The organism is Pseudoalteromonas sp. CNAT2-18.1 (assembly GCF_022347865.1).
In the GTDB taxonomy this organism is placed as follows: Bacteria; Pseudomonadota; Gammaproteobacteria; order Enterobacterales; family Alteromonadaceae; genus Pseudoalteromonas; species Pseudoalteromonas ruthenica.
In genome coordinates, this window is the sequence record NZ_JAKRFR010000012.1 from 11,860 (window position 1) to 34,640 (window position 22,781).

Here is a 22,781-nt window from a genome sequence, read left to right on the forward strand (position 1 = left end):
CTTCCCTCCCGACCTAGCGCATAAATTATCACCATGAGTATGAATGTGATTAAATACACTTTTATCTCTAGACCTAGGAACAACCATGAAGTTTGTCTCTTTGTTGGCACTGCCCCTACTCGCATTAGCGCCAATACAGCAAGCAGCCGCAGAGCAATTTACCACTGAGCAATTACAACACACCGCACAAATTCGTCAGCAGGCACAAAACAGCGAGTTAAGTTGGCAGCTCGTAGAGTCCCTTACCACCGAGGTCGGCCCTCGCCTGCCGGGTACCGAGAATGATAAAAAGGCCGTCGCTTGGGCCAAAGCTCAATTCGAACGGCTCGGCTTCGATAAAGTGTGGCTCGAAAAAGCCCACTTCCCACACTGGCGTCGCTATCATGAATCAGGACATATACTCACTCCTAGCAAACAGCCACTGCATCTAACGGCTTTAGGCAACAGCGTCAGCACCGCAAAAGACGGCCTAACCGCTCCTATCGTGTTATTTGAAACGCTGGCAGAGTTACAAGCTGCACCCGCCGGCTCGCTAGCAGGAAAAATTGCCTATGTGAACTATCGCATGAACCGTGATATTGATGGCAACGGTTATGGGCCTGCAGTAAAAGCGCGCAGTTCAGGCGCCGTTGTCGCAGCCCAAAAAGGCGCAATTGGCTATATGATGCGCTCAGTCAGCACCAGCCATCACCGTTTTGCTCATACCGGTGGCAGTCACTATAAAGAAGGGGTAAGCAAGATCCCCAATGTGGCTATTGCCAACCCAGATGCCGATCAAATTGCGCGACTTATCGCACTCGGCGAACAAGTCACCGTGCACATCAATATACAAACCGAAGATTTAGGACAGGGCGAGAGCTACAACGTGATTGGTGAAATAACTGGCCACAGTAAACCTGATGAATACGTTCTCTTAGCTAGCCACCTTGATTCATGGGATTTAGGCACCGGTGCCTTAGATGACGGCGCAGGCGTTGCAATCACCATGGCAGCAGCAAAGCATGTGGCAGCGGTGAAACGCCCACAGCGAAGTATTCGTGTTGTTCTCTTTGCCGCTGAAGAGCTTGGCCTGTGGGGTGCTAAAGATTATGTCAAAGCACATAGTGATGAGTTAGAGCACATCGTTGCCGCCGCCGAATCGGATTTTGGCGCCGATGTCGTGTATGCGTTCGAATCGAACGTGCATGCCCAATCCTTACCTATAGTGCGCGCGATTGCTGAGCAACTGAAACCTCTTGATGTAACCTATATCGGCGCAAACTCAGCCCGAGGAGGGCCGGACTTAATCCCGTTTGAACGAGCACAATCGAGCCCTATGTTTGCCTTGCATCAAGACGGCACCGACTACTTTGATTACCATCACACCGCTGATGACACCTTAGATAAAATCGAACCACATAAGCTAAAGCAAAATACCGCTGCGTATGCCGTTTTTGCCTATATGGCCGCCGATGCTAAGGACAAAATTCAAGCAAAATAAAATCTTGCTAACATTTTTTAGTTGCGCTAGTGTGAAAATACTTGCGCAACAAGGAATGTTAGTATGCCAGTTTCTGCCGTCCCCACCGAGCGACTCGCTCCGACTCATATCAATAAACGCTTTGGCCGCTATTCAGTTCTCAGTGCTTATGGCTTACCCTTGATGCCGCTAGGCAGGCCCGGCGCAGCTCTGAGCCATTGGCTCATTTGGGCGACTTACCATAGCTTGGGCTTATGGCTTATTGCAGCATTAGTGGTTTTGTTTGTTAATCATAACCACCAACAAGGGCAACAAATGGCTGCCAACTTAGCTGCGCCCAAAGTTTGGGATGTGTACGTCTTCGAAAAGCAAGGCTTAAGTCGTGCACTTGGCAAAGACGCAGCGCCGGGGTATCAAGTGCTTCAGGTTAAAGCTGTTGATCCAGATACCGTCACTTTCAAAGTCAGTAGTGTCACTTATAAGCGAGAAAGCGGCACAGACAAAGCCATCAGCATGGATAATTTAATGCTTGATAGCTACTTTTTAACAAATTCCATCTCTCTTGAGCGTCAGCAGCTCGCCCCTTTATTTGCGCAGGGCACGATTATTTCAGCCCGTCGCCCAGAGCATATCTACATTGACGGCGGCATCGTTCGTCCACGACCTAAGCCAAAACCTCTCTACGAAGGGCCTAAATTAAATCAAGCCAACCAAAAAGGTATTGAGTATTTTCGTCAAGGCTTGTGGGCTGAGGCATTGAGCGCTTTTCAGCGAGGTGCCGAGCAAGGTGATGCCTGGTCGCAATACAACTTAGGTGACATGTATTTAAAAGGCCAAAGCACTGAACAAGACACTCGACAAGCATGTCTGTGGTTTAAAAAAGCCGCCGAACAAAACCACCCTAAAGCTAAAATAGCGCTAAAGCACTGTAGCTAGTAAGCGATAACTCCTAGCTGTTACTAAAAGCCGGCGTCAAGCAATGTTATGTTGCAATATAACATGTTAATGTTACTATATAACAAAACATGGAGCCAGAATAATTATTAAGGAGCTTGCTTTGCGCTTACGTTATTTACCATTATTAGTTGCGACGACATTATTGTGGGGTTGTGGCGACAGTATCGATGACCTAAATCAACCCACAGAAGCTGCACCTGAAGAGCATTCAGAGCATGAGCATAATGATGAGCACATCGCCGGACGCCTGATAATTTCGGCGGCTGAACAGGCTGAAGTAAGCGTATTTAACGCTGAGGACTTAAGCCTCGTCGAGCTACTACCGACAACTTATGTGGTATCTGGCATGTATGCTACACCCTCATTGCGTTACGCCGCGCTGATCCAGCGAGACCAGGGCTTAGTAGAGTTTATTGATGGTGGCGTTTATAGCGAAGACCATGGCGACCATATGCACCCTTACGAGCAAGCCCCTAGCTTGTCATCGTTACAACTTAGTGGTGCTAAGCCGACACACTTTGACGCTGCAGAGCAACAAGCGGCCTTATTTTTCGATGGTGATAAACAAAACACGGTCAACGCATCAGTCACCTTGCTTGACGATCATCATATTGGCGAAGGTGAGGTAATTGCCCACCATGAGTTTGCTACTTATATGCATGGTGCCGCACAGATACGCGGCGACTACGTGCTAGCAACCTATCGAGAGGCCAGCAGTGACACTGTATTGCCTAGCCAAGTTGAGCTGTTTCACCGCCATGATGATCATCTTCACCATGAACTACGCTTTGCACCAACCTGCCCGATGCTCCACGGCAGCGCGCAAAATGAAGAACATATCGCCTTTGGTTGTAGCGATGGAGTACTGCTAATAGAGCAGCAAGATACGAGCTTCAGTGCTCATAAGATAGCCAACCCAGAGGGGCTTGAGGGTCGCATTGGCACCATCAAAGCAAGCCATAACTCGCATGATCTGCTTGCCATTACCTCAGCAAAGCGATTGTTCAGCCTCGATCCAGAAAATCATGATATGACCGAAGTGTTATGGCGTGATGAAGCCGACGTCGATGCTTTGGCTAGCACCTTTAGCGCTCATCACGGTGCTTACTTTATTCTCGATAATCACGGTGACTTACACGTTTTTGAAGGCGATGGAGGCTGGCATCACAGCACTCACTTCAACCTTTTTTCTGAGGTATCAGAGAACTACCAGTTAGCGGTTGCCGCAGACGAGGAAGCTCTTTACGTGCTCAATCAGCAAGAGAACATGCTACACAAAGTGGACTTAGAGTCGCAGGCCATCACTGCGACCCAAGAGCTTAACTTTGCTGCCAGTAAATTGCAGTGGTTAGGTATCGCTGAAGATGAGCATGACCACGCACACTAGGTTTGTTCCCGTGGCCTGCTTGCCCTTGCGGCTGTAGGCCATTTTCTTACTAAAAGGCCCTGTTTCAAAACAGGGCCTTTTTACATCGCTCAATCACAAGCTAAACCTTTTATAAATTAAGGTGTTCAGTGACAAACGCGATCATCTGCTGGTAATAATGAAGTTGGTGCTCGGCGTTATAAAAGCCGTGCCCCTCATCCTCCAGCAACACATATTGATACGGATGTTCGGCCTTATCTAGGGCGGCTATCAAAGACTCGGCCTGTTCAATGGGGGCGCGCTGATCTTCTCCTCCATGAACAATGAGTACGGGCGCCTTTAATTTGTCGACATTGTAACTCGGTGAGAACGCCTTTAGCTGCTTCTTGTCGCTGCCTAAGACCTTGCGTAAGTAGCGCTGGCCACTATCGCGCGCAGCCACGTCACCCTCATCAAACATCAACGGTAAATCATAGACCCCGACTACGCCCACCGCACATTGGAACATATCGGGTTCAATAATAGCGCTTTGCAATGCTGAGTAGGCGCCAAAGCTGGCTCCCATGATGCACATATTATCTTTATCAACCCAGCCTTGCTCTGTCACGTAGTTAACACCGTCAATGATGTCATACTGAATATCACTGCCCCATTTGCGATACCCTGCACGCTGGAAGTTGCCACCAAAGCCGCCTGAGCCCCTGAAGTTGACCTGCAACACAGCTATGCCCCTGCTAGCCAAGAGCTGTACTTCGGGATCGAATCCCCACCAGTCACGAGGACCATGGGGGCCGCCGTGGGGAAGTACAACTAATGGTAAGTCTTTTAATTCCTTACCATGGGGCACGGTAAAGTAACCGTAAATATTCAGCCCATCACGCGCAGTATACTGAATGGGCTTGGTTTGTGACATTTGCGTAGTATCAATCCAAGGCCGCGACGAGAACAAAAACTTCAACTCGTTGGTACTGGCATTAAACAGGTAAAAGCTACTGGGGTGACGATCGCTACCAGTCCACACCACACTCAGGTTACCGTCTTCGGTGCTGCTGGTGATACGCACTTGGCGCCCGGGGACTGCTTGCAAAAGCCCTTTCAGGCGCTTTGCCATTGGCGCATTCTTATCGACAAAAGCATAATTAGGATATTGCGCTTCATATTCAATCGCGAATACCGATTTATCGACCTCATCAACCCATACCTTGCTAGGAGAGACATGCTCTTCTTGATAGACCAATTCATGGGTTTTAGTCTCTAAGTTCAACTTATAAAGGCCGGCTGGTTCGCCATTTTTAGAGGCACTGGCGTACACCACATCCCCTTTTTGGTTAAAGCCATGCAACTTGATATCTGACAACCCCATGGCCCCGCGCTCAAGCTCAACCCACTGACCCTCATCAAGGTCACGTAAGTGAATCTCTTGATCGGTGTAATTATCAGTAGAGACCGATACCCGCAAGCGTCCTTGCTCGTCAGTTAAAAACTGCGCCATACGCGACGGTGAACGGGTGATCTGACGGCGCAACCCGCGATACACATCCACTTCATAAACGATGGTATGGGGCTCCTTGCTGCCAGTCCAAGGGTAGGTAACCACCAGCATGTGTCGCTCATCATCAACCAATGGGTCAAGAATATAAGAGGTGCCGTATACGGAGGTCGCCTTGCGTAAACGCGAGCCTGTCTGTTGCTCCCCCTGATAGCCCATCAGATATTTAGAGCGGCTACCATCGACGTTTACGCCAAATAATTCACCATAATACTCAGGATGGTCTTTCCAGCCTCGTAAATATTCTTTGCTTAACACCACGCGCTCATTATTGACCCACTGATAATCTCCAACCTGTGCGTTGCCGGGAAAACTGACGCCGTGATGCATTTTGAAGTTTTCGGTATCAAGAATAAACAGAACATCCTTGCCCTCTTTTTTGGTCATCGCCCCTAAGTAGGCGCCATCGGGAGATAATTTAAGAGAATGGTACTGTGCGCTACGGGAGAAATGTTCTAGGGGAATAAGCTCTGTTTTGGCTTCCTCGGCACCAACAGCCGTGCTAACAAGCCCCAACAGCAGGGCAATAAATAATTTCATTATTTCACTCCATGAAATGCATTCTAAAAGTAGTACTTTTTATTTTTGTTAAATAAGTTACAAGAGTGTACCGCGATAGCAATCATGGTTCCAGCTACGGACTAGATGAAAGGGTTGCTAACATCAGCACAAACGCCAGTCTCTAGCCCAACGTTGTGTGCGATGCGGATTCAGCGCAATACCAGCACCGAATGCGCCCGCGATTTTTTGTTTGTGCTGATAACTTCATTTATCGTCGCTCACCCAAAGGGTCGGGCGCTCAAGTCATAGCAAAAAGACGGTGAGCTAACGCAGCTTCAATAAATCCTAAAAAAGGGTAATAGGCCCAGTTAAGTGCATACGCTACACTGTAGTTGTCCACAAAATAGGAGTCTTTCACTTATGAAGCCCTCCCTAATAATATTATTACTTGTCACTTTGTTATCTGCGTGTTCAGAGTTATCCATAGAACCATCCGACAATTTCGTTGGCATTAGCTATCGGTGTGATTCTGGATCGGTATTAAAGGTCGAATATAACGACAGCACGGCCACATTAACGCTTGACGGCGATACTTACAGTTTATCGGGAGAACGCTCAGCCTCCGGGAGTAAATATACTAACGGTGAAATGACCTTCTGGGGCAAGGGCGATGAAGCAATGCTAATGATAGGGAATGAAACCTGGCAGTGTCACCGTAGCCACTGATCGCTTTTCCATTGGGTTACAGTATAATGCTGCAAACACTCAGGCTTAACGAGGCGTAATGAAATATAAAGATCTTCGCGACTTTATCGCGTTACTGGAAAAGCGCGGCGAGCTCAAACGAATTAGCCAGCCCATCGATACTTACCTGGAAATGACGGAAATAGCCGATCGCACATTGCGCGCTAAAGGCCCGGCCCTATTATTTGAAAACCCCAAAGGTTACGACATTCCGGTATTAGCTAACCTCTTTGGCACTCCTGAACGCGTAGCCCTAGGTATGGGCCAAGATAATGTAGAGGCCTTGCGTGAAGTAGGTAAGCTGTTGGCCTTTTTAAAAGAGCCTGAGCCCCCGAAAGGTATTAAAGAAGCCATAGGCCAGCTGCCGGTGTTCAAGCAAGTGCTTAACATGCCAGCGAAGGAAGTGAAGAAAGCGCCATGCCAACAAGTAGTATTAGCTGGGGAGCAAGTAGATTTAACCCGCTTGCCCATTCAGCACTGCTGGCCCGGTGATGCTGCACCGTTGATCACTTGGGGCCTAACCGTTACCAAGGGCCCGTACAAGAAACGCCAGAACCTCGGTATATATCGTCAGCAATTATTGGGGAAAAACAAGATCATCATGCGTTGGCTATCCCATCGCGGTGGTGCGCTTGACTTTCAAGAGTGGTGTAAAGAGCATCCGGGTGAACCTTATCCGGTGTCGGTTGCCCTCGGAGCCGACCCTGCCACCATACTAGGGGCGGTAACACCTGTGCCCGATACTCTGAGTGAATACGCCTTTGCAGGTTTACTTCGTGGCGGTAAGACCGAAGTGGTCAAGTCTGTTTCCAACGATTTACAGGTTCCCGCTAGTGCCGAATTCGTGCTTGAAGGTTACATTGCTCAAGACGAGCGCGCCCCAGAAGGGCCTTATGGTGACCATACCGGGTATTACAATGAGGTCGATGACTTCCCTGTTATGACGGTGACGCATGTTACGCACCGTGAAAATCCTATTTATCACAGCACCTATACTGGCCGCCCACCCGATGAGCCGGCTATTTTAGGCGTCGCCCTGAACGAGGTATTTGTACCTATACTGCAAAAGCAATTCCCAGAGATTGTCGATTTTTACCTGCCCCCAGAAGGCTGCTCATACCGCATGGCCGTAGTGACCATGAAAAAGCAGTATCCAGGACATGCAAAACGAGTAATGATGGGAGTCTGGTCGTTCTTACGCCAGTTTATGTACACTAAGTTCGTCATTGTCTGTGATGACGATGTCAACGCACGCGACTGGAATGATGTCATTTGGGCGATCACCACCCGTATGGACCCCGCTCGCGACACCACCCTAGTGGAAAACACCCCGATCGATTATCTCGACTTTGCTTCACCCGTTTCTGGTTTAGGTTCGAAAATGGGCATGGACGCAACCAATAAGTGGCCAGGAGAAACGGATCGCGAATGGGGTGAGCCTATCGTTATGGATGACAAGGTCAAACAACGCGTTGACGAAATCTGGGATTCCCTAGGTATCGACTAAAGTGCAGACTTATCGCCACAGCCGCTTATGTGATACGCTGTGGCGCAGCTAAAATCATAAAGGTTAATCATGCAAACACTAAAAGCGGATGTGGTAAGCATCACGCCACTGACAGAATTTGTTTCCAAGGTTGTCTTGGCACCAGAGCAGCCAGCTGAGTTTGAAGCGGGTCACTACTTGCAGCTCGTTTTAGCCGAGAAAGATAAGCGCGCCTTCTCTATCGCCAGCCGCCCAAGCCAAAAACAGCAAATTGAGCTGCATATCGGCGCATCGGGCGCTGATAGCTATGCGATGCAAGCCCTCGATCATTTGCGCCAGCACCATGAAAATGGCACCCAAGCGCTGATTGAAGTAGGTTTAGGCGTATCGCAGTTACGCATCGACTGCACCCGTCCGGTGGTATTGTTAGCCGGTGGCACCGGTTTTTCATACGTAAAATCAATGGCCGACCACCTAGCTGAAATTGACTGTGACCGTCCCGTCTTTTTTTACTGGGGTGTGAAGCATGAAGATGCTTTATATGCCAAAGAGGAAATGCAGCAGTGGGCAGCTAAACGCAGTAACTTCACTTTTATCCCGGTGGTTGAGCAGCCTCAAGGTGAATGGCATGGTCATACCGGCCTTGTGCACCACGCGGTGATGAAAGACATTGTTTCCTTGGAGCCTTACTCTATTTATATGGCGGGACGCTTCGACATGATAGGCATTGTACGCGACGACTTCATTGAGCATGGTGCCCAGCGCGAATATATGTTTGCCGACGCATTTGCTTTTATCAAGTAGCGGCAGCAAGCTAAAGCCCTACATTTCATCGATGTAGGGCTAACTCTCACTCAACCATCCGTTAAATCGAACACTTCCATTTATTTATTCCCTTTTACCTATCAAAAAGACAAGCCTACACTGCTCCTAAGACTTAAAGGAGTGACGATTATGTTCGATTTAAAAGTACAGCATGCTATGAGCCGCAGCTTTCTTTCTCTCAGCCCAGACTTGGAACTAACAGCGGCCATTGCGCTGCTCAAGAAGCACCAAGTTATAGGCGCACCTGTTGTTGATGAGCAACAACAGTTGGTGGGTTACTTGTCGGAGCAGGATTGTCTGGCACCGCTGACCATCAATAGCTATTTTTGTGATGGCCGCATTACAGTGGCTGATGTGATGCACCAAGATGTGCTCACAACATCCACACAGACGCCACTGCTGGAGGTTGCGCTAAAAATGCAACAACCTCATAAACCCAAGCAATACCCCGTAGTGGAGCAAAACAAAGTGATAGGCATCGTTAGCCGTACTCAGGTTTTACATGCGCTAAGTCGCAGCTATCAAAGCTGCAATGCAGCCTAATTTATGAACGCTGCGCCGCTTTCACTTTTAATGCAGCTTTATCACCGTCACTTAAATAAGCGATAGTCAGGGCGTTTTCTTGGGCCTGAGTGATATGCTCTTGGCTGAGGCCGGCTTGGTAGGCAGCATGCTGATATTCATTAGCAAGCTCGATACCTTGCACCGCTGGGTCATCGGTGTTGATGCTAGCCAAAATGCCATGCTCTAAAAATTGTTTGAGCGGATGTGTATCAATTTGAGCTACTGTGCTGGTGAGTACATTACTGGTCAAGCAAGATTCAATACCGATACGGTGATCGCGCAAATAATCCATCAGTTTGGGGTCTTTAGCGGCGTTAACGCCGTGGCCGATGCGGTCAGCCCCTAATCCTTCAATGGCTTGCCAGATACTGCGTGAATCTTCGGCCTCGCCAGCGTGAATAGTCGCTCGCAAGTCGGCTTTATGAACTTGCCTAAAGTGATCAACAAACAACTCCCCGGGGAAGCCCAACTCATCACCAGCTAAATCAACGGCGACCATGTGCTCTTTGAAGGCTAAGATGGCATCGAGTTCTTGCTGGCACTTTTGCTGGCCAAAGGTACGCGATAAAATGCCAATTAAGTTGACTTGAACGTCATGCTCTTGCACCGCGCTGTGGATACCATCAACCACCGCTTCCACGACACCTTGCGGATGCAAACCATGACTCATCGCCATGTAATAGGGGCTAAAGCGCAACTCGGTATAGTCAATACCTTGTGCAGCTGCGTCTTCGACATTTTCAATAGCAATACGACGACAGGCGTCATAATCCCCTAACACTTTCACTCCCCAATCCAGCTTAGCCAGAAATGAGACTAAGTCTGGAGCAACCTCGATTACCTGAACATGAGGGCGTAGCGATTCAAGATCGCTGCCTGGAAGGTCAAGATTAAACTGCTGACCAAGCTCTAAAATTGTTTTGGCACGCACATTGCCATCAAGGTGGCGGTGTAAGTCGAGCAATGGTAACTGGCGATTGATCATAATGACCCCCTAGGTTTCGATAAAATTTCGCGGATCATACGCACTTGAGGGATAAATTCAAGCTACGCGTGCTGCTTCGCTGGGTGCTGTTTTAACTGCATGGCGATACTACTAAATAACCGCTCCGCGTCTATGGGTTTGACCACGTAATCATTCATCCCGTAGTGCTCAGCCAGCTTAAAATCATGCTCTTGAGCATTGGCAGAGAGCCCAATAATTGGCAAGTCGTCTAGCAGTAGCTCATTGCGAATAGCTCTAGCTGCGGTTAAACCATCCATGTTCGGCATTTGAATATCCATTAGAACTAAGTCATAGTGGTTTTCACTCACCATCTCAATAGCCTCGACACCGTCATTAGCAATATCAGGCTGAGCTCCTTTGCCCTCGAGCATGGCTTTGGCAACTTGTTGGTTTAACAAGTTATCCTCAACTAACAAAATAGCGACGCCGGTGAGGTCTAACTCCAAAGTGGCTTGCTCTTTCGCCTTGGGCACATCGGGACGCACAGCTAAAGGGCTCTGTTTGGGCAAATAGACACGAAAACACGAGCCTAGCCCCTCTTCACTTTCTAGAGAAATACGCCCGCCCATTAAGGTGACCAGTTTCTGACAGATACTCAAGCCTAATCCTGTGCCGCCGAAGCGTCGTGAGGTGGAGCCATCGGCTTGAGAAAAGGGCTTAAACAATTGCTTTTGAATATCTTCGCGAATGCCCATGCCGGTATCCGTGACACTAAAGCAAAGCTCGTTATCGTGTTCGTCTACCTTTAGGCGGATCGCCCCTTGCTGGGTGAATTTAACGGCATTATTTAATAGGTTTAATAACACTTGCTTAAGGCGAATTGCATCGGTGTGGAATACAGGGTTCACTCCCTCGTTAATTTCATAGTCAATCACTAAACTTTTGTTACCCGCTTCCACACTCATAAGGTGTTTTAGTTCTTTGCACAGCTCTTCAAGTTCTAAAGGCTCTTGATACAACTCTAGTTTGCCCGCCTCCATTTTCGAAAAGTCGAGGATATCATTGAGCACCCGAAGTAATACGCTCAGAGCACTGTCGGCTTGAGTGATATATTGCTGTGCTTGTGGCCAATCTTGTTGTTGCAACGCTAAATAGTGCAAACCTTTAATGCCATTGATTGGCGTACGAATTTCATGGCTCATGTTAGCCAGAAACTGAGACTTAGCGTCATTGGCACTATCAGCTTTGGCTTTTTCTTCTCGTAACACCCGGGTTTGTTTTGCTACTTGGTCACGCACCCGAATATTACTGCCGGTAATAGCGATTAAAAAAGTAATTAGTAACCATACAAACAACATGCCTATGACCTGTGCATACCAGTAGCCAGACCATGCGTGGGCTATTCCTTGACGGTGCAAATTAAGTTGCCATTGGCGGTTAGCGATGGCAAAGTCATGACGCATGATAACGGGTCCGGACTGCGCTAAAGGTAAAATAACTTTATGAGGCTGCGCACTCATATCCACCAGCTCAACCCCAACATTATTAAAGGTCAGGTTGGCCATCGCCGAGCGATACAACAAGGGCAAGCTAACCACCGCAGCCACATACCCTCTGATACTTTTATCTTTGGCTCTGACAGGCGACAACACCAAAAACCCTAAGTCTCCTTGAGGGCTACTCTCTAGCGCAAAGGTATCAGTGACGAAGAGTTCACCTTTATAAGCTTGAAGATGCTTAAAATAAGGCTCAGCACTGATATCTAAACCAAAAACCTGTCGCATTCCCTGAGAAAAGTGGCCGTAGTAAACCGGAAAGTGTGCGCCATTATTGGTATCGCGCTCATAGCGGGCAAACACTTTGAAAGGGTTGCTCATTTCCACCGTGGTAGATTGTTCAAACTGAGCGATATCTTGGCTTTTTACTTTAGGCATCCACACCAGCGCGTTGATTTCTGGATTGTAATTCATCTGTTTAGCCGTAAACTCACGAAACTCGCCACGAGTCACCGACTGTTGATTACCAATGAAGGATGCTAACACTTGAGTATTGGCCCGCAGGCGAGTAAGAATTTCGTCGAATTGGTCAACAACGACCTGAGCTTGAGCTTGGAATAATTCTTGGTCTTTATTGTGCTTATTGGTTGCAGCAGCATAAAAGGTCAGGCTAATGGCTGCATAAATCACCATGGATGGCACAATCACTTGTAAGCGATGACGCATCACCGCGAAGTTGAAGCCTGCCAACAACAACGGTGTAAAAATCATAACTCCGATGCTATCGCCTATCCACCAAGTGACGAAGCTGTCCCATCGCGCCACCTCAGGAATAACGCCATTAGTGATAAGCAGCTCAGTCCCCACTGCAGCGGCGAAGACACAAACAACTGGTCCACCAAAAATAATACTGGTGATGGTCAGTTTGAGGTCTGAGAGATCCAGAGGCGCTTTTATTATTCGAGTGATGACCCAGTAACCTAGAAAGGCCTGAGCAGTTGAAGCTGCGGTCACGGAGGCCGCATGCAAAGCAACCTGCCAGTGTAAGATGTCGGCGACCACTTCAAGGTGAAGTAAGTTGGTCATCAACGCGCCAAGCACAATGCCAACCAACGCTCGCCGCCCTGCAATCAATAATGCCGCTAACGCTATTCCTGAGGGGGGCCAGGAAGCCACCGCATAGCCATCAATAGCCAGTAGCGCGTTGCTTAAAAAGCCGGTAATGAAGTAACCCAGTGCTACTACAAAGGTTAAGTTAAAGAGATTCTTCATTACCTTCCCTGCTTCTGGTCTTAAGTCTTAGCTGTGATCGAGAACCAATAATGCTTTTTCAGCTTGCTGCGTTGCGCGATAACTACGCATCGCACGCTGCGGATGAGGCAGGGTTTGTTGTTGTGCTAGCACCTTATCGAAAATACGCGATGCGAGGTCATGCTCTCCTTGGCTTTGTGCCAAGTAAGCGAGGCACAATAGCATTTCTGCTTCGTCAGGTTGCTTCTTCAATTCTTGTTGCAGTGCCTTTTGCAGCGCTTCAACGTCACCTTGCTCTATCTCACTAAGGATAGACAATAATTGCGAATATTCACCGCGTTTCAATAACTTCTTCAGGGCATCAGTCACCGACGCAATGTCGCCTATGCGCACAACAGCACGTAAATAGTGTGTATGTGCCGCCTCACGGATATGCTTTGGCAGCTCACTTTGGCGCTTATCGAGCTGAGTTTTATCTGCTCCTTGGAAATATTGTCGTAGCGCCCAGTCCCATTGGTATTCATTAAGACTTTGTAATTTCACCAAACGCGGCACTAGCTCTGCAAATTCACTGTACTTTCGTAATCTTAGTAGCACCTGTGCATACAAATTTAGCTGCTGTGAAGTCGCTTTTTTACTATTACACTGTTGCCGTAAGGTCGCTAATACCTCTGCATCTGAGTGGCTCTCTAACCACAGTGCTGCCGGCTTCGCACGGTTGGTATCCGAGAGTTCATCAAGCAAGTTAAGGGCTAGATCTGGCTTATCTTGACGCAAACTTGCTTTGGCACGCATTGCCAATGCAAAATCCTGCCAATGGTCTTCCACCTTGCCTTTGCTCAATGTATGTTGCAGCTGCTCCATGTCGTCATTAATCAGCGCCCAAATCGCTTGTTCCAATACGGCCTGTTTGCGCTCTTTCGCGCGCGCGAAAAAGCCATGACGCAAATTGCGGTAACTGCCCCAGCCATAGCGCACCAAGCTGTAAATTAGGTAGCCAAGAAACAGCGCCAAGGCAGTAAGAATGGTGAAGCTTACAATGCTTCCCTCTACAGTCCACTGACCAAACGCAATAAGAACATAACCTTTCTCATCTATCAGCCAAGGCGCTATCGCTGCAACTGCAGCAATAACAATAAAAACAATTAATAAACGCGCCATATTAAGACTCCCCCACAACCTGAACAGAGCTGAGCGTAACTGGCTGCTGAGGAACCAAGGTTTTTAATTGGAGCTGTTTAAGCTGACCCAAAAACTGGCTGGTCTGCGGTTGTTGCAGGTTAAAGTAACGCGTCACGATATCGGCGGCACTCTGCAAAGCTTGTGTATACAACTTGGGATGTTTATGGCTAGCGGCAAAGCCTGCCTGATCAAGATAAAAGTGAAGTCGCTGTTTAATAAGTCGCTGCTGCTGGTTATCTAATAATGGCTCTATAGCGGCCTCGCGCTTGCGCACTTTTATAAAATCATCCACCAGCTTATCCCAGGTTGCAGCTAAATTGCGTCGCCAATCAGATACATTGTCCGACAATGCCTGTGATTGCTCACCATTGTTTTCGGTAGGCGCCAATTCAACCATATTAAATTGTAACTTATCGACCTGACCACCAAGGCCGTGAAGTCGAAGCACCACCGCTTCAACATCGGCCACTTCGATGCTGGCCAGCTGCTGTAAATCAGTGTGAATAGCGCGTCTTAATTGGGCATTCCCAGGATAACTTGCCAGTAATGCATCGAGTCGCTTCAGCGTTGCTGCAGCGCCTGCGTAGTTCGCTTCCGACCAAAGTTGAAAATCAGCCATGGCGACCAAGCGCTTCACTTCGTTGATGTCTAACGGCGGTTGCTCTTGATTGTTCAAGCCATCAATGGCTTGCTCTATTTGCCCAGCTACGGCACGTTGATTAGCGCTTAGCTCACCATTAACTCTATCACTAAACTGTCGTTGCCATTGCTGAGCACTATGTTGCTGTTGTTGCAGAGCGTTGGCCAATGCTTCGAGGCGTTGGTTGAGCGCTTGATTATCGCTTTGTAGCTGCTCTAAATGCTGTTGTAGTTGGTTCTGTCCTTGGTCTTGCGCCTGCTGTTGTAACCAATATTGATATCCAGTTACCCCAGCCGCAGCCAATGCCACCAGCAACGCTAGAACGGCTGTTTTACTTATTTTTTGTGTCATTGGTTTACTCTGTGATGGTACTGCTTTAGGTTGTGTTGCGCTTGGCGCAGGCTCACTCTTTGGTGTGTTTTTTGGTTGTTCGCTCATGTTTCCTTCCTGCTCGGCACCAATACATGCGGCAATGGCCTCGTTGTCGACATCGGCTGCAACCTTAATGTGCTCGCCTTTCACCCCAAGCTTCACTAGGTGCGCCTTAGTGCGCTCACTTACAATGTAAAATTGCCTTGATTTAAGCCACTGTAACAGGCTTTCATCTTGGCAAGCAAAAATAGCATCTGCACCACTGTTACTGGTGATTACCAACGCCTCAACACCCTGCTGCTGCCACTGCTGTAACCATGCCTTGCTGCTACCGTTGACAGCTTTGCGCTCGTAAGTCACCAGTGAGTTAACAAAAGCACCTCGGTCTTTCAGCGTTTTGGCAATCAAAGTGCGCCCACCTCGGCCTTTGATTAACACGACTGTTTTGCCTTCAACCTTCTGCAGCTCGGGTAATCTCAATAACCCTTCAGAGTCATGCTGTTTTTTTGGCACCTTGGCATTACATAAGAATTGCTGTTCAAGGGCTTGAGCGGTCGTGGGTCCAACCGCAAAGCAAGCCAAATTGGCGGGTAAGGTATCGCGCTGTTGATACAATCCTTGCACAGCATCTTGCGACACAAAAATAGCGATATCAGCCTCATCGAGGGTAGCCAGCTGATTTGCGTCGACTGAGAGATAGTCAATCTGCAGCACAGGTGTGGTACTGACGCGATGACCTGCAGCAATCAACAACTCAGCGAGTGCTTCTCCTTTGCCTTGAGGGCGGGTGACCACAATATGCGCCATAGTAATAAATCCGTATTATTTTAGTTCGCCATATACTTCGGCAAGAATACTTCCCGCCCCTTGCGCTAACAGGTCATCCGCTAGCGAAATACCAAGCTGCTCAGCTTCAGAAGCGGGACCGGAGATCTCAGCTCGTAAAATTTGCTGACCATCCACCGAACCCACTAAACCACGTAAATAAACGTGATCTTCGTTGAGCTCGGCATAGGCTCCTATTGGAACCTGGCAACCTCCCTGAAGTCGACGATTCATCGCTCGCTCAGCATCAACTCGAATCCGGGTTTCGCGATGCTCCAGCGGTGCTAGCAATGCCTTAATCGCCATATCATCACTGCGACACTCGATACCCACAGCCCCTTGGCCATTGGCAGGGAGTGATTGCTCAGCACTGATATAACTGCGAATACGCTCGGGCATGTGCAACCGTATTAAACCGGCCGCAGCAAGAATAATGGCGTCATATTGACCATCATCTAGTTTTGCCAAGCGGGTGTTCACATTACCTCGTAAATCACGCACCTCTAAATCTGGGCGCTGCTCTTTAAGTTGGCACTGCCGGCGTAGGCTGGACGTGCCGACGATAGCACCTGCAGGCAAGCTATCAATGTTATCAAACGTATTCGAAACAAAGGCGTCACGAGGGTCTTCACGCTCACAGATGGTGTGTAACTCGAGACCCTTGGGAAACTCTACCGGGACATCTTTCATTGAATGCACAGCGATATCAGCGCGACCATCCAGCATCGCTTGCTCAAGCTCTTTAACAAACAAGCCTTTTCCACCCACTTTTGCCAGTGGCGTATCAAGAATAATGTCACCCTTGGTGGTCATGGTGACGAGCTCTACGGTAATACCCCTGTGATGACGCTCTAGTTGCGCTTTTACAAACTCAGCTTGCCATAGCGCTAACGCGCTTTTGCGAGTAGCAATACGTACTCGCGCGGTCGAATTGGTCATGAAATTCCTACTTCGAATTTATCGTGAGCCAACCAAGCGAAATGCTCGGGTAGCCAATAGTTTATTATTTTCGTCTCTCAGCTCTACTCGCCATGTGCCGAGCTGGCTTGGCATGATGTTCTTAGACGAGAAGGTACGGTAACGAGTGGTATGAACACCGAGCTCAACGTTGGCCATAGTTTGGTCATTAAAGTACCACACATGCTTTACTTTTTGTCCTTGTAAACCATGTAATTCGGTGAAGAAAAACAGCTGTTGCTGGAAGTCACTGGTTTTTACTTCTTGGCCAAGAGAGTTAATCGGTTCACGGTCTTGCACAGCGGTTGTGAGCACCGCTCGGCTTACCTTGTCGGTGTCAATTTTGGTGCCTTGAGACAAGCTTGCTACTTTAGCCTCAGTATTAAACTCACTCTCGGGCGCAGGCGCATCCACTGTCGTGTCATTCGCCTGTGCCTCAGTTGAGGACGCGGAAGTGGAGCTCTCAACAGTGCTCGTTTCATTGGTACTCACTTGTGCCACCAGCATTTGCTCAGACTCCACCATGGCGCTCTTTGAGTCAGCCTCTACTTCATCTTCTTTGTGGGGCTGGCTCGATTGCACTGTTGCCTGCGCAGCTGACGCGACGGGTGCTGCTTTTGCAACCGTGACCTCTTGCGCACTTTCATTGGGCGCTTCAGCCTGACTCTGTATACCATCGGAGGACGCCGTATTCACCTCGCCCTGCTCGGCGTTGGCAGGCGTAAATGCTAGGTACCAAATCGCAGCCACAGAACACAAACCAAGCGTTGCAGCACCAACGATGCGGCGCCAATGCCATTGATATTGCACTTCCTTGCGCTCAATACGTTGAGTCTTGTTATTCATATTCGCTGTGATCACGATTTTTTGTCCCATTACCGTTGTTCCTGAATCATTATTAACTTAGTCGCTCAAGCAGCCATTGTCGAATAGCGTGCAGCTCGGCATCACAGACTTGGTGGGCCATAGCGTAAGATTGCCAAGATACGTTCATGCCTTCATTTTGCAGGTAAGTATAGGCTTGTTTACCTGCTTCTAAAGGCACCACATTGTCAAAATCGCCATGAGCCATGAAAATATTAAGATCGCGATGGCGGGCCTCATCCGTTAAGCGCTCAGGCTCAGACATATAGGTTGATAGCGCCATAACACCGGCCAGCTTATGATGGTAACGCGGCGCTAAGTGTAAGGCGATAACTCCCCCTTGAGAGAAGCCAGCTAAAATAATTTTATCCGCAGGGATCCCGGCAGCTATCTGCTCGTCTATTAATGCACTGATACTTTGCGCCGATTGTTGCACACCTTGGGCATCTGCACGTTTATCTAGATCAAGAGATTTGATGTCGTACCAAGCCCGCATCTCCATACCACCATTGATGGTCACCGCTTGCACCGGGGCGTGAGGGAAGAGGAACTTGACTCCGAGCTCCGCTGGTAGGTTTAAGTGTGCAGCAACAGGTGCAAACCCTTCACCTGAATCGCCTAAACCGTGAAGCCAGATAACTGTACATTTGTGCTCTGGCGCATCAAACACACTCACGCCGTCAAAGCTACTCACTTAATCATGCTCCCAGCGGATTTCAACACCCGCTTGTTTACTCGCCGCATCACACATAAACTGCCAAAATTCCGCACCAGAGCGGTTATCAATCCAAGTATCGCCGCGTAGTTCAAAATGGTGTCCGTTAAACTTAGTAGCGACCCAAACTTGATGTAATGGCGCTTGTTTATTAATGACGATTTTGCTGCGATCAGCAAAGATAATTTCTAATATGCCAGCTGCAGACTCATAATCTAAATCCGCATCAATATCGTCTATCTGCTCTTCTATTGTTAGCATCAAGGCATCGGCTAACTGATGGTATTCGGTATCGGTCATGGTGGTTTCGCTCATTGTGGCTGCGCTCCTATATGCTCGCAGTAACGTTCGATGGGAAATAATTCAACAGCAACGACTACATTTTTTGTATTTTCTGTTACTCTGCGATTATAAAACGAGTCATATTAATTATCTATCGAATCGCTATGTACAAAAGTCATCGTTTGCTTCGTATCCTTGCAGCCTCCAGCTTAACGCTTCTCAGTGCGTGTGGTCAAAGCGGCGCGCTCTATTTGCCACAACAAGAACAAGTAGATAACCAACAAGCAGAAACACCGCTAAATGCCAAGGAAACCGCAAACGATAACGCAGAGCCGTCGCCACAGCAGTAAAAGCAATGGCCTTGGCGCAACTTTGTAGGCATAGTAACAGCATAGAGTGAGCGATTATAAAGCGTTATGTTAGTTAACTTTTCAAAGATGCATGGTTTGGGTAATGACTTTATGGTCGTGGACAATGTTACCCAAAATATTTTTCTCTCCCGAGACCAGATCAAGCGCTTGGCGGATCGCCATTTTGGCGTTGGCTTTGACCAGCTGCTGATGGTGGAAGCACCTTATTCACCGGATTTAGACTTTCATTACCGCATTTTTAACGCCGATGGCAACGAGGTTGAACAATGCGGTAACGGCGCACGTTGTTTTGCTCGCTTCGTACGTATGAAGGGACTCACTAATCGTCATAAAATCACCGTTTCCACTAAAGGCGGCAATATGACGCTGTATATTGAAAAAGACGGGCAAGTGACGGTCAATATGGGGCAGCCAATATTAGAGCCCAAAGATATACCGCTGCAAGCCAATAAGCGTGAGCTAACCTATATTCTTCGCCACCAAGAACATACATTATTTATGGGCGCCGCATCGATGGGTAATCCACACTGTGTGATCGAGGTTGAAGACATTACTGCCGCCGAGGTGCACACCCTAGGTCCAGCTGTTGAGCAGCATGAACGCTTTCCAAAGCGTGCCAATGTCGGTTTTATGCAGATTATTGACGAGTCTCATATTAAACTCAGAGTGTGGGAGCGTGGCGCAGGTGAAACCTTAGCCTGTGGCAGCGGTGCATGTGCAGCCGCCGTTGTCGGCCAGTTGCAAAGCAAGCTTGGGCGCAACGTCAAGGTCGACCTACCAGGCGGAGCATTGCAAATACGGTGGCAAGGTGAAGGTCATCCAGTCAAGATGACGGGCCCCGCAGAGCATGTTTTTGACGGACAAATAGCCTTATGAGCGAATTAACTACACAGCAAGTCAGTGAATACCTACAACAGAACCCAGACTTCTTTTTAGAAAATCCGGGCGTGTTTGCTTGTATGAACTTTGGCTCTCAGCATGAGAGCGTCGCTTCCTTACAACTGCGCCAGCAGCAGCTATTAAGAGAGCAAAACCTTGCTCTTCAAGAACAATTACAACAACTTGTAAGTCAAGCGAAGCAAAACGAACAGGTTTACCAAGTATTCAGTGCCTGCCATCGCCAACTTATGAGTGACTGTGAGTTTGTCGAGCTTGCCAGTAGCCTAGAGCAACTTATTTGCGAGCAACTGCAGCTTAACGAGTGCAAGTTGGTTCAGTACAATGACGCTCTGCAACCGCTAATAAATAGCCGTTTACACGCACAAGGCCATTATCTAGGACGTCTCTCGGAACAAGAGCAGGCATTGATCTTTAATCATACCTGCAAGAGCGCGGCATTGTACTTAATTGGTGAGCCGGATGCGCCCTTGGCATTGCTCGCGTTTGCCAGCGAAGATGAACTGCATTTTGAGCCCGCGCAGGACAGCTTTTTTATCTTCGAGTTTGTGAAAGCATTACAAGAGCGTCTTGCTACCAGTTCATGAGCGAGTCGCAGGCGCTAACATTTTCGACCATGGCTGACACTTGGGCCACACCTGTCCAGTCGTACAGCGATTATCTTCGTTTTGAAAAACAATATTCGCCACTCACCTTAGAACAATATCAACGGCAACTTCTCGAAGTGGCGCGGTATTATCATGAAGAGCGTGATGGTTGGCTGACCTTGAGCGCGGATGATATTCGCCGGTTCGCCATGTCATTGCGAGCACGAGGCCTAAGTGCACGTACCGTCAGTTTGAAATTAAGTTGTCTGAGGGCTTTTTTTCGCTATTTGAAGCTTTACCACCAGCACCACGACAACCCGGCGCAGTACGTAAAAGGGCCAAAGTTCGATAAGCCCCTGCCTCGTAACTTAGATGTAGACCAAATGCATCAGTTGTTGGATATTGATGATGATGATCCCCTTGCAGTTCGTGATAAAGCCATGATGGAGCTGATGTATTCCAGTGGTTTGCGGATCAGCGAACTGGTGAGCTTAAATGTAACCGATATAGACGTGCGTGGCGGAGAAGTTCGGGTCCTAGGTAAAGGCCGTAAAGAGCGTATTGTTCCTGTGGGCCGCCAAGCCATTAGCGCATTAAACTCGTGGCTAAAAATACGCCCAGCGCTGATCGGCCAAGACTCTGATGCGCTATTTTTATCACAGCGCAAGTTGCGCATTTCTGCTCGTCACGTACGTGAGCGCATGCGGGAATGGGGTGTCAAACAAGGGATTAGTGCCCAGGTACATCCACACAAACTACGCCACTCTTTTGCTTCGCATGTACTTGAGTCCAGTGGTGATTTGCGCGCGGTGCAAGAGTTGCTTGGACACAGCAGCTTGTCCGCCACTCAGGTTTATACCCATTTGGACTTTCAACACCTTGCTAAGGTGTATGATAATACCCACCCTAGAGCCAAAAAACAGAAGTAACTATGATTCGATTCAATCGCGCTTTAGAGCAAGCCAAAGTGCTCAGTTTTGATTTGGATGACACGCTGTATAACAATCACCCGGTCATTAAGGCTGCACTGCAGGCGCAACATGATTACTTACAAACATTGCCGCAATGGCGCGAGCAAGAAGCTGATTTTTGGCAATACTGTCGCGAGCAGGCGTTAATGCAGCAGCCAGCGTTAGCGCATGATGTTACCGCCCTACGTAAGCAGGCACTTACTCACGCCATGAATCACTTGGGTGTTGATAACAGCCATGCTGAACATGCCTATCGGGCGTTTGCCGAGGCCCGCAGTGACATTGTTGTTGCCGACAGTGTGCTGGCATTATTGGACACTTTGCGCCAACGCTTTCGCCTGATAGCCATCACCAACGGCAATGTCGATGTCACCCGCTTTAACCTTCATGGCCAGTTTGATGCCGTGTTTATGGCCGGCCCAGACGGTCGTGCTAAACCCTATAGCGACCTTTACCACAAAGCAGCGCAGGCAATGGCAGTCACACCGCAGCAAATAATCCATATCGGCGATAGCTTAGACACCGATGTACAAGGCGCTAATAATGCTGGTTGCAAGAGTGTATGGCTGAATAACCAAGCGATTAGCTACCAGTACAAGGGGCTAGCGGATATGGAGATTAGCGATATCCATGAGCTCGAGATTCTCACTTAAACCGGTTAGTTTGTCCGAGTGTTTAACAGCTCAGCGTCGTATTCCAGAGCTTGCCACTGGTGCCAGCCTGGTTCGTTATGAGCGAAGAATCGCAGCGGCTCCTTTCCTTGCTCTCGTAGCTTATCAGCAACATCATATTATCGGTTTTAAACTGGGCTTTGCGTTGTCACCACAATGTTTTTATAGCTGGCTTGGCGGTGTGGTGCCCAGTTATCGCTCTCAAGGGGTAGCCAGGGCGCTGCTGCAATATCAAGAGCGCTGGGCCATCAAGAAATTCAAGTTAAGAGCATGATGTGCTTTAGCGCTATGCGTGCCATGTTG

The 22,781-nt window shown here is 48.4% G+C and carries 21 protein-coding genes; 12 read left to right on the forward strand and 9 right to left on the reverse strand.

What is annotated here, in order from left to right:
* The first annotated feature begins 85 nt into the window (after window positions 1-85).
* The 3 genes from MHM94_RS18250 (at window position 86) to MHM94_RS18260 (ending at window position 3,803) form a co-directional block, all read left to right on the forward strand.
* Complete coding sequence (locus MHM94_RS18250) at window positions 86-1,480, forward strand: M20/M25/M40 family metallo-hydrolase (protein WP_235420170.1); 1,395 nt, start codon at window positions 86-88, stop codon at window positions 1,478-1,480.
* A 63-nt stretch (window positions 1,481-1,543) separates the two neighbouring features.
* Window positions 1,544-2,395, forward strand: a complete 852-nt coding sequence (locus tag MHM94_RS18255; RefSeq protein ID WP_235420171.1) for a tetratricopeptide repeat protein — start codon at window positions 1,544-1,546, stop codon at window positions 2,393-2,395.
* Between the two features lie 121 nt (window positions 2,396-2,516).
* A complete protein-coding gene (locus tag MHM94_RS18260; RefSeq protein WP_235420172.1) occupies window positions 2,517-3,803 on the forward strand; it encodes a hypothetical protein in 1,287 nt (428 codons plus the stop codon).
* 109 nt (window positions 3,804-3,912) lie between these two features.
* Here MHM94_RS18260 and MHM94_RS18265 read toward each other — a convergent pair whose 3' ends face one another.
* Window positions 3,913-5,871 (reverse strand): S9 family peptidase, encoded by a 1,959-nt coding sequence (locus MHM94_RS18265; protein ID WP_235420173.1) that lies wholly within the window; start codon window positions 5,869-5,871, stop codon window positions 3,913-3,915.
* A gap of 745 nt (window positions 5,872-6,616) precedes the next feature.
* On the opposite strand from MHM94_RS18265, the gene ubiD reads away from it, so the two are divergent.
* From ubiD to MHM94_RS18280, 3 genes are all read left to right on the forward strand, one after another.
* Complete coding sequence (gene ubiD, locus MHM94_RS18270) at window positions 6,617-8,083, forward strand: 4-hydroxy-3-polyprenylbenzoate decarboxylase (protein ID WP_053911849.1); 1,467 nt, start codon at window positions 6,617-6,619, stop codon at window positions 8,081-8,083.
* Window positions 8,084-8,152: 69 nt separating this feature from the next.
* On the forward strand, window positions 8,153-8,866 hold the full coding sequence (gene fre / locus MHM94_RS18275) for an NAD(P)H-flavin reductase (RefSeq protein ID WP_045979494.1): 714 nt from the start codon (window positions 8,153-8,155) through the stop codon (window positions 8,864-8,866).
* A 150-nt stretch (window positions 8,867-9,016) separates the two neighbouring features.
* Window positions 9,017-9,430, forward strand: coding sequence for a CBS domain-containing protein (locus tag MHM94_RS18280; protein WP_138549049.1), 414 nt, complete (start codon window positions 9,017-9,019; stop codon window positions 9,428-9,430).
* 1 nt (window position 9,431) lies between these two features.
* On the opposite strand, the gene add is transcribed toward MHM94_RS18280, so the two are convergent.
* The 8 genes from add to cyaY form a co-directional block, all read right to left on the reverse strand.
* Window positions 9,432-10,436 (reverse strand): adenosine deaminase, encoded by a 1,005-nt coding sequence (gene add, locus MHM94_RS18285; protein ID WP_045979492.1) that lies wholly within the window; start codon window positions 10,434-10,436, stop codon window positions 9,432-9,434.
* 62 nt (window positions 10,437-10,498) lie between these two features.
* Window positions 10,499-13,165 carry an ATP-binding protein gene (locus MHM94_RS18290; protein WP_235420174.1) on the reverse strand — a complete coding sequence of 889 codons (2,667 nt, stop codon included), beginning with the start codon at window positions 13,163-13,165 and terminating at the stop codon, window positions 10,499-10,501.
* Between the two features lie 27 nt (window positions 13,166-13,192).
* On the reverse strand, window positions 13,193-14,305 hold the full coding sequence (locus MHM94_RS18295) for a heme biosynthesis HemY N-terminal domain-containing protein (RefSeq protein WP_235420175.1): 1,113 nt from the start codon (window positions 14,303-14,305) through the stop codon (window positions 13,193-13,195).
* A gap of 1 nt (window position 14,306) precedes the next feature.
* Window positions 14,307-16,145, reverse strand: coding sequence for a uroporphyrinogen-III synthase (locus tag MHM94_RS18300; protein ID WP_235420176.1), 1,839 nt, complete (start codon window positions 16,143-16,145; stop codon window positions 14,307-14,309).
* A gap of 15 nt (window positions 16,146-16,160) precedes the next feature.
* Window positions 16,161-17,102, reverse strand: coding sequence for a hydroxymethylbilane synthase (hemC, locus tag MHM94_RS18305; protein ID WP_138549045.1), 942 nt, complete (start codon window positions 17,100-17,102; stop codon window positions 16,161-16,163).
* An 18-nt stretch (window positions 17,103-17,120) separates the two neighbouring features.
* Window positions 17,121-17,996, reverse strand: coding sequence for a DUF2914 domain-containing protein (locus MHM94_RS18310; protein ID WP_235420178.1), 876 nt, complete (start codon window positions 17,994-17,996; stop codon window positions 17,121-17,123).
* Window positions 17,997-18,018: 22 nt separating this feature from the next.
* On the reverse strand, window positions 18,019-18,678 hold the full coding sequence (locus MHM94_RS18315; RefSeq protein ID WP_235420180.1) for an alpha/beta fold hydrolase: 660 nt from the start codon (window positions 18,676-18,678) through the stop codon (window positions 18,019-18,021).
* Window positions 18,679-18,999 carry an iron donor protein CyaY gene (gene cyaY / locus MHM94_RS18320; protein WP_026110922.1) on the reverse strand — a complete coding sequence of 107 codons (321 nt, stop codon included), beginning with the start codon at window positions 18,997-18,999 and terminating at the stop codon, window positions 18,679-18,681.
* Between the two features lie 146 nt (window positions 19,000-19,145).
* On the opposite strand from cyaY, the gene MHM94_RS18325 reads away from it, so the two are divergent.
* The 6 genes from MHM94_RS18325 (at window position 19,146) to MHM94_RS18350 (ending at window position 22,752) form a co-directional block, all read left to right on the forward strand.
* Window positions 19,146-19,331 (forward strand): lipoprotein, encoded by a 186-nt coding sequence (locus MHM94_RS18325; RefSeq protein WP_022943589.1) that lies wholly within the window; start codon window positions 19,146-19,148, stop codon window positions 19,329-19,331.
* Window positions 19,332-19,397: 66 nt separating this feature from the next.
* Entirely contained in the window at window positions 19,398-20,228 is an 831-nt protein-coding gene (gene dapF, locus MHM94_RS18330) for a diaminopimelate epimerase (protein ID WP_022943590.1), read from the forward strand.
* On the forward strand, window positions 20,225-20,836 hold the full coding sequence (locus MHM94_RS18335) for a DUF484 family protein (protein WP_022943591.1): 612 nt from the start codon (window positions 20,225-20,227) through the stop codon (window positions 20,834-20,836). Before dapF ends, MHM94_RS18335 begins: the two co-directional genes overlap by 4 nt.
* The gene (xerC, locus tag MHM94_RS18340; protein ID WP_138589264.1) at window positions 20,833-21,765 is read left to right on the forward strand and encodes a tyrosine recombinase XerC; all 933 of its coding nucleotides are present in this window, start codon (window positions 20,833-20,835) and stop codon (window positions 21,763-21,765) included. Before MHM94_RS18335 ends, xerC begins: the two co-directional genes overlap by 4 nt.
* A gap of 2 nt (window positions 21,766-21,767) precedes the next feature.
* A complete protein-coding gene (locus MHM94_RS18345; RefSeq protein ID WP_235420182.1) occupies window positions 21,768-22,460 on the forward strand; it encodes an HAD-IA family hydrolase in 693 nt (230 codons plus the stop codon).
* Window positions 22,438-22,752 (forward strand): GNAT family N-acetyltransferase, encoded by a 315-nt coding sequence (locus MHM94_RS18350; RefSeq protein ID WP_235420183.1) that lies wholly within the window; start codon window positions 22,438-22,440, stop codon window positions 22,750-22,752. The genes MHM94_RS18345 and MHM94_RS18350 overlap by 23 nt, the downstream gene beginning before the upstream one ends.
* Window positions 22,753-22,781 lie beyond the last annotated feature (29 nt).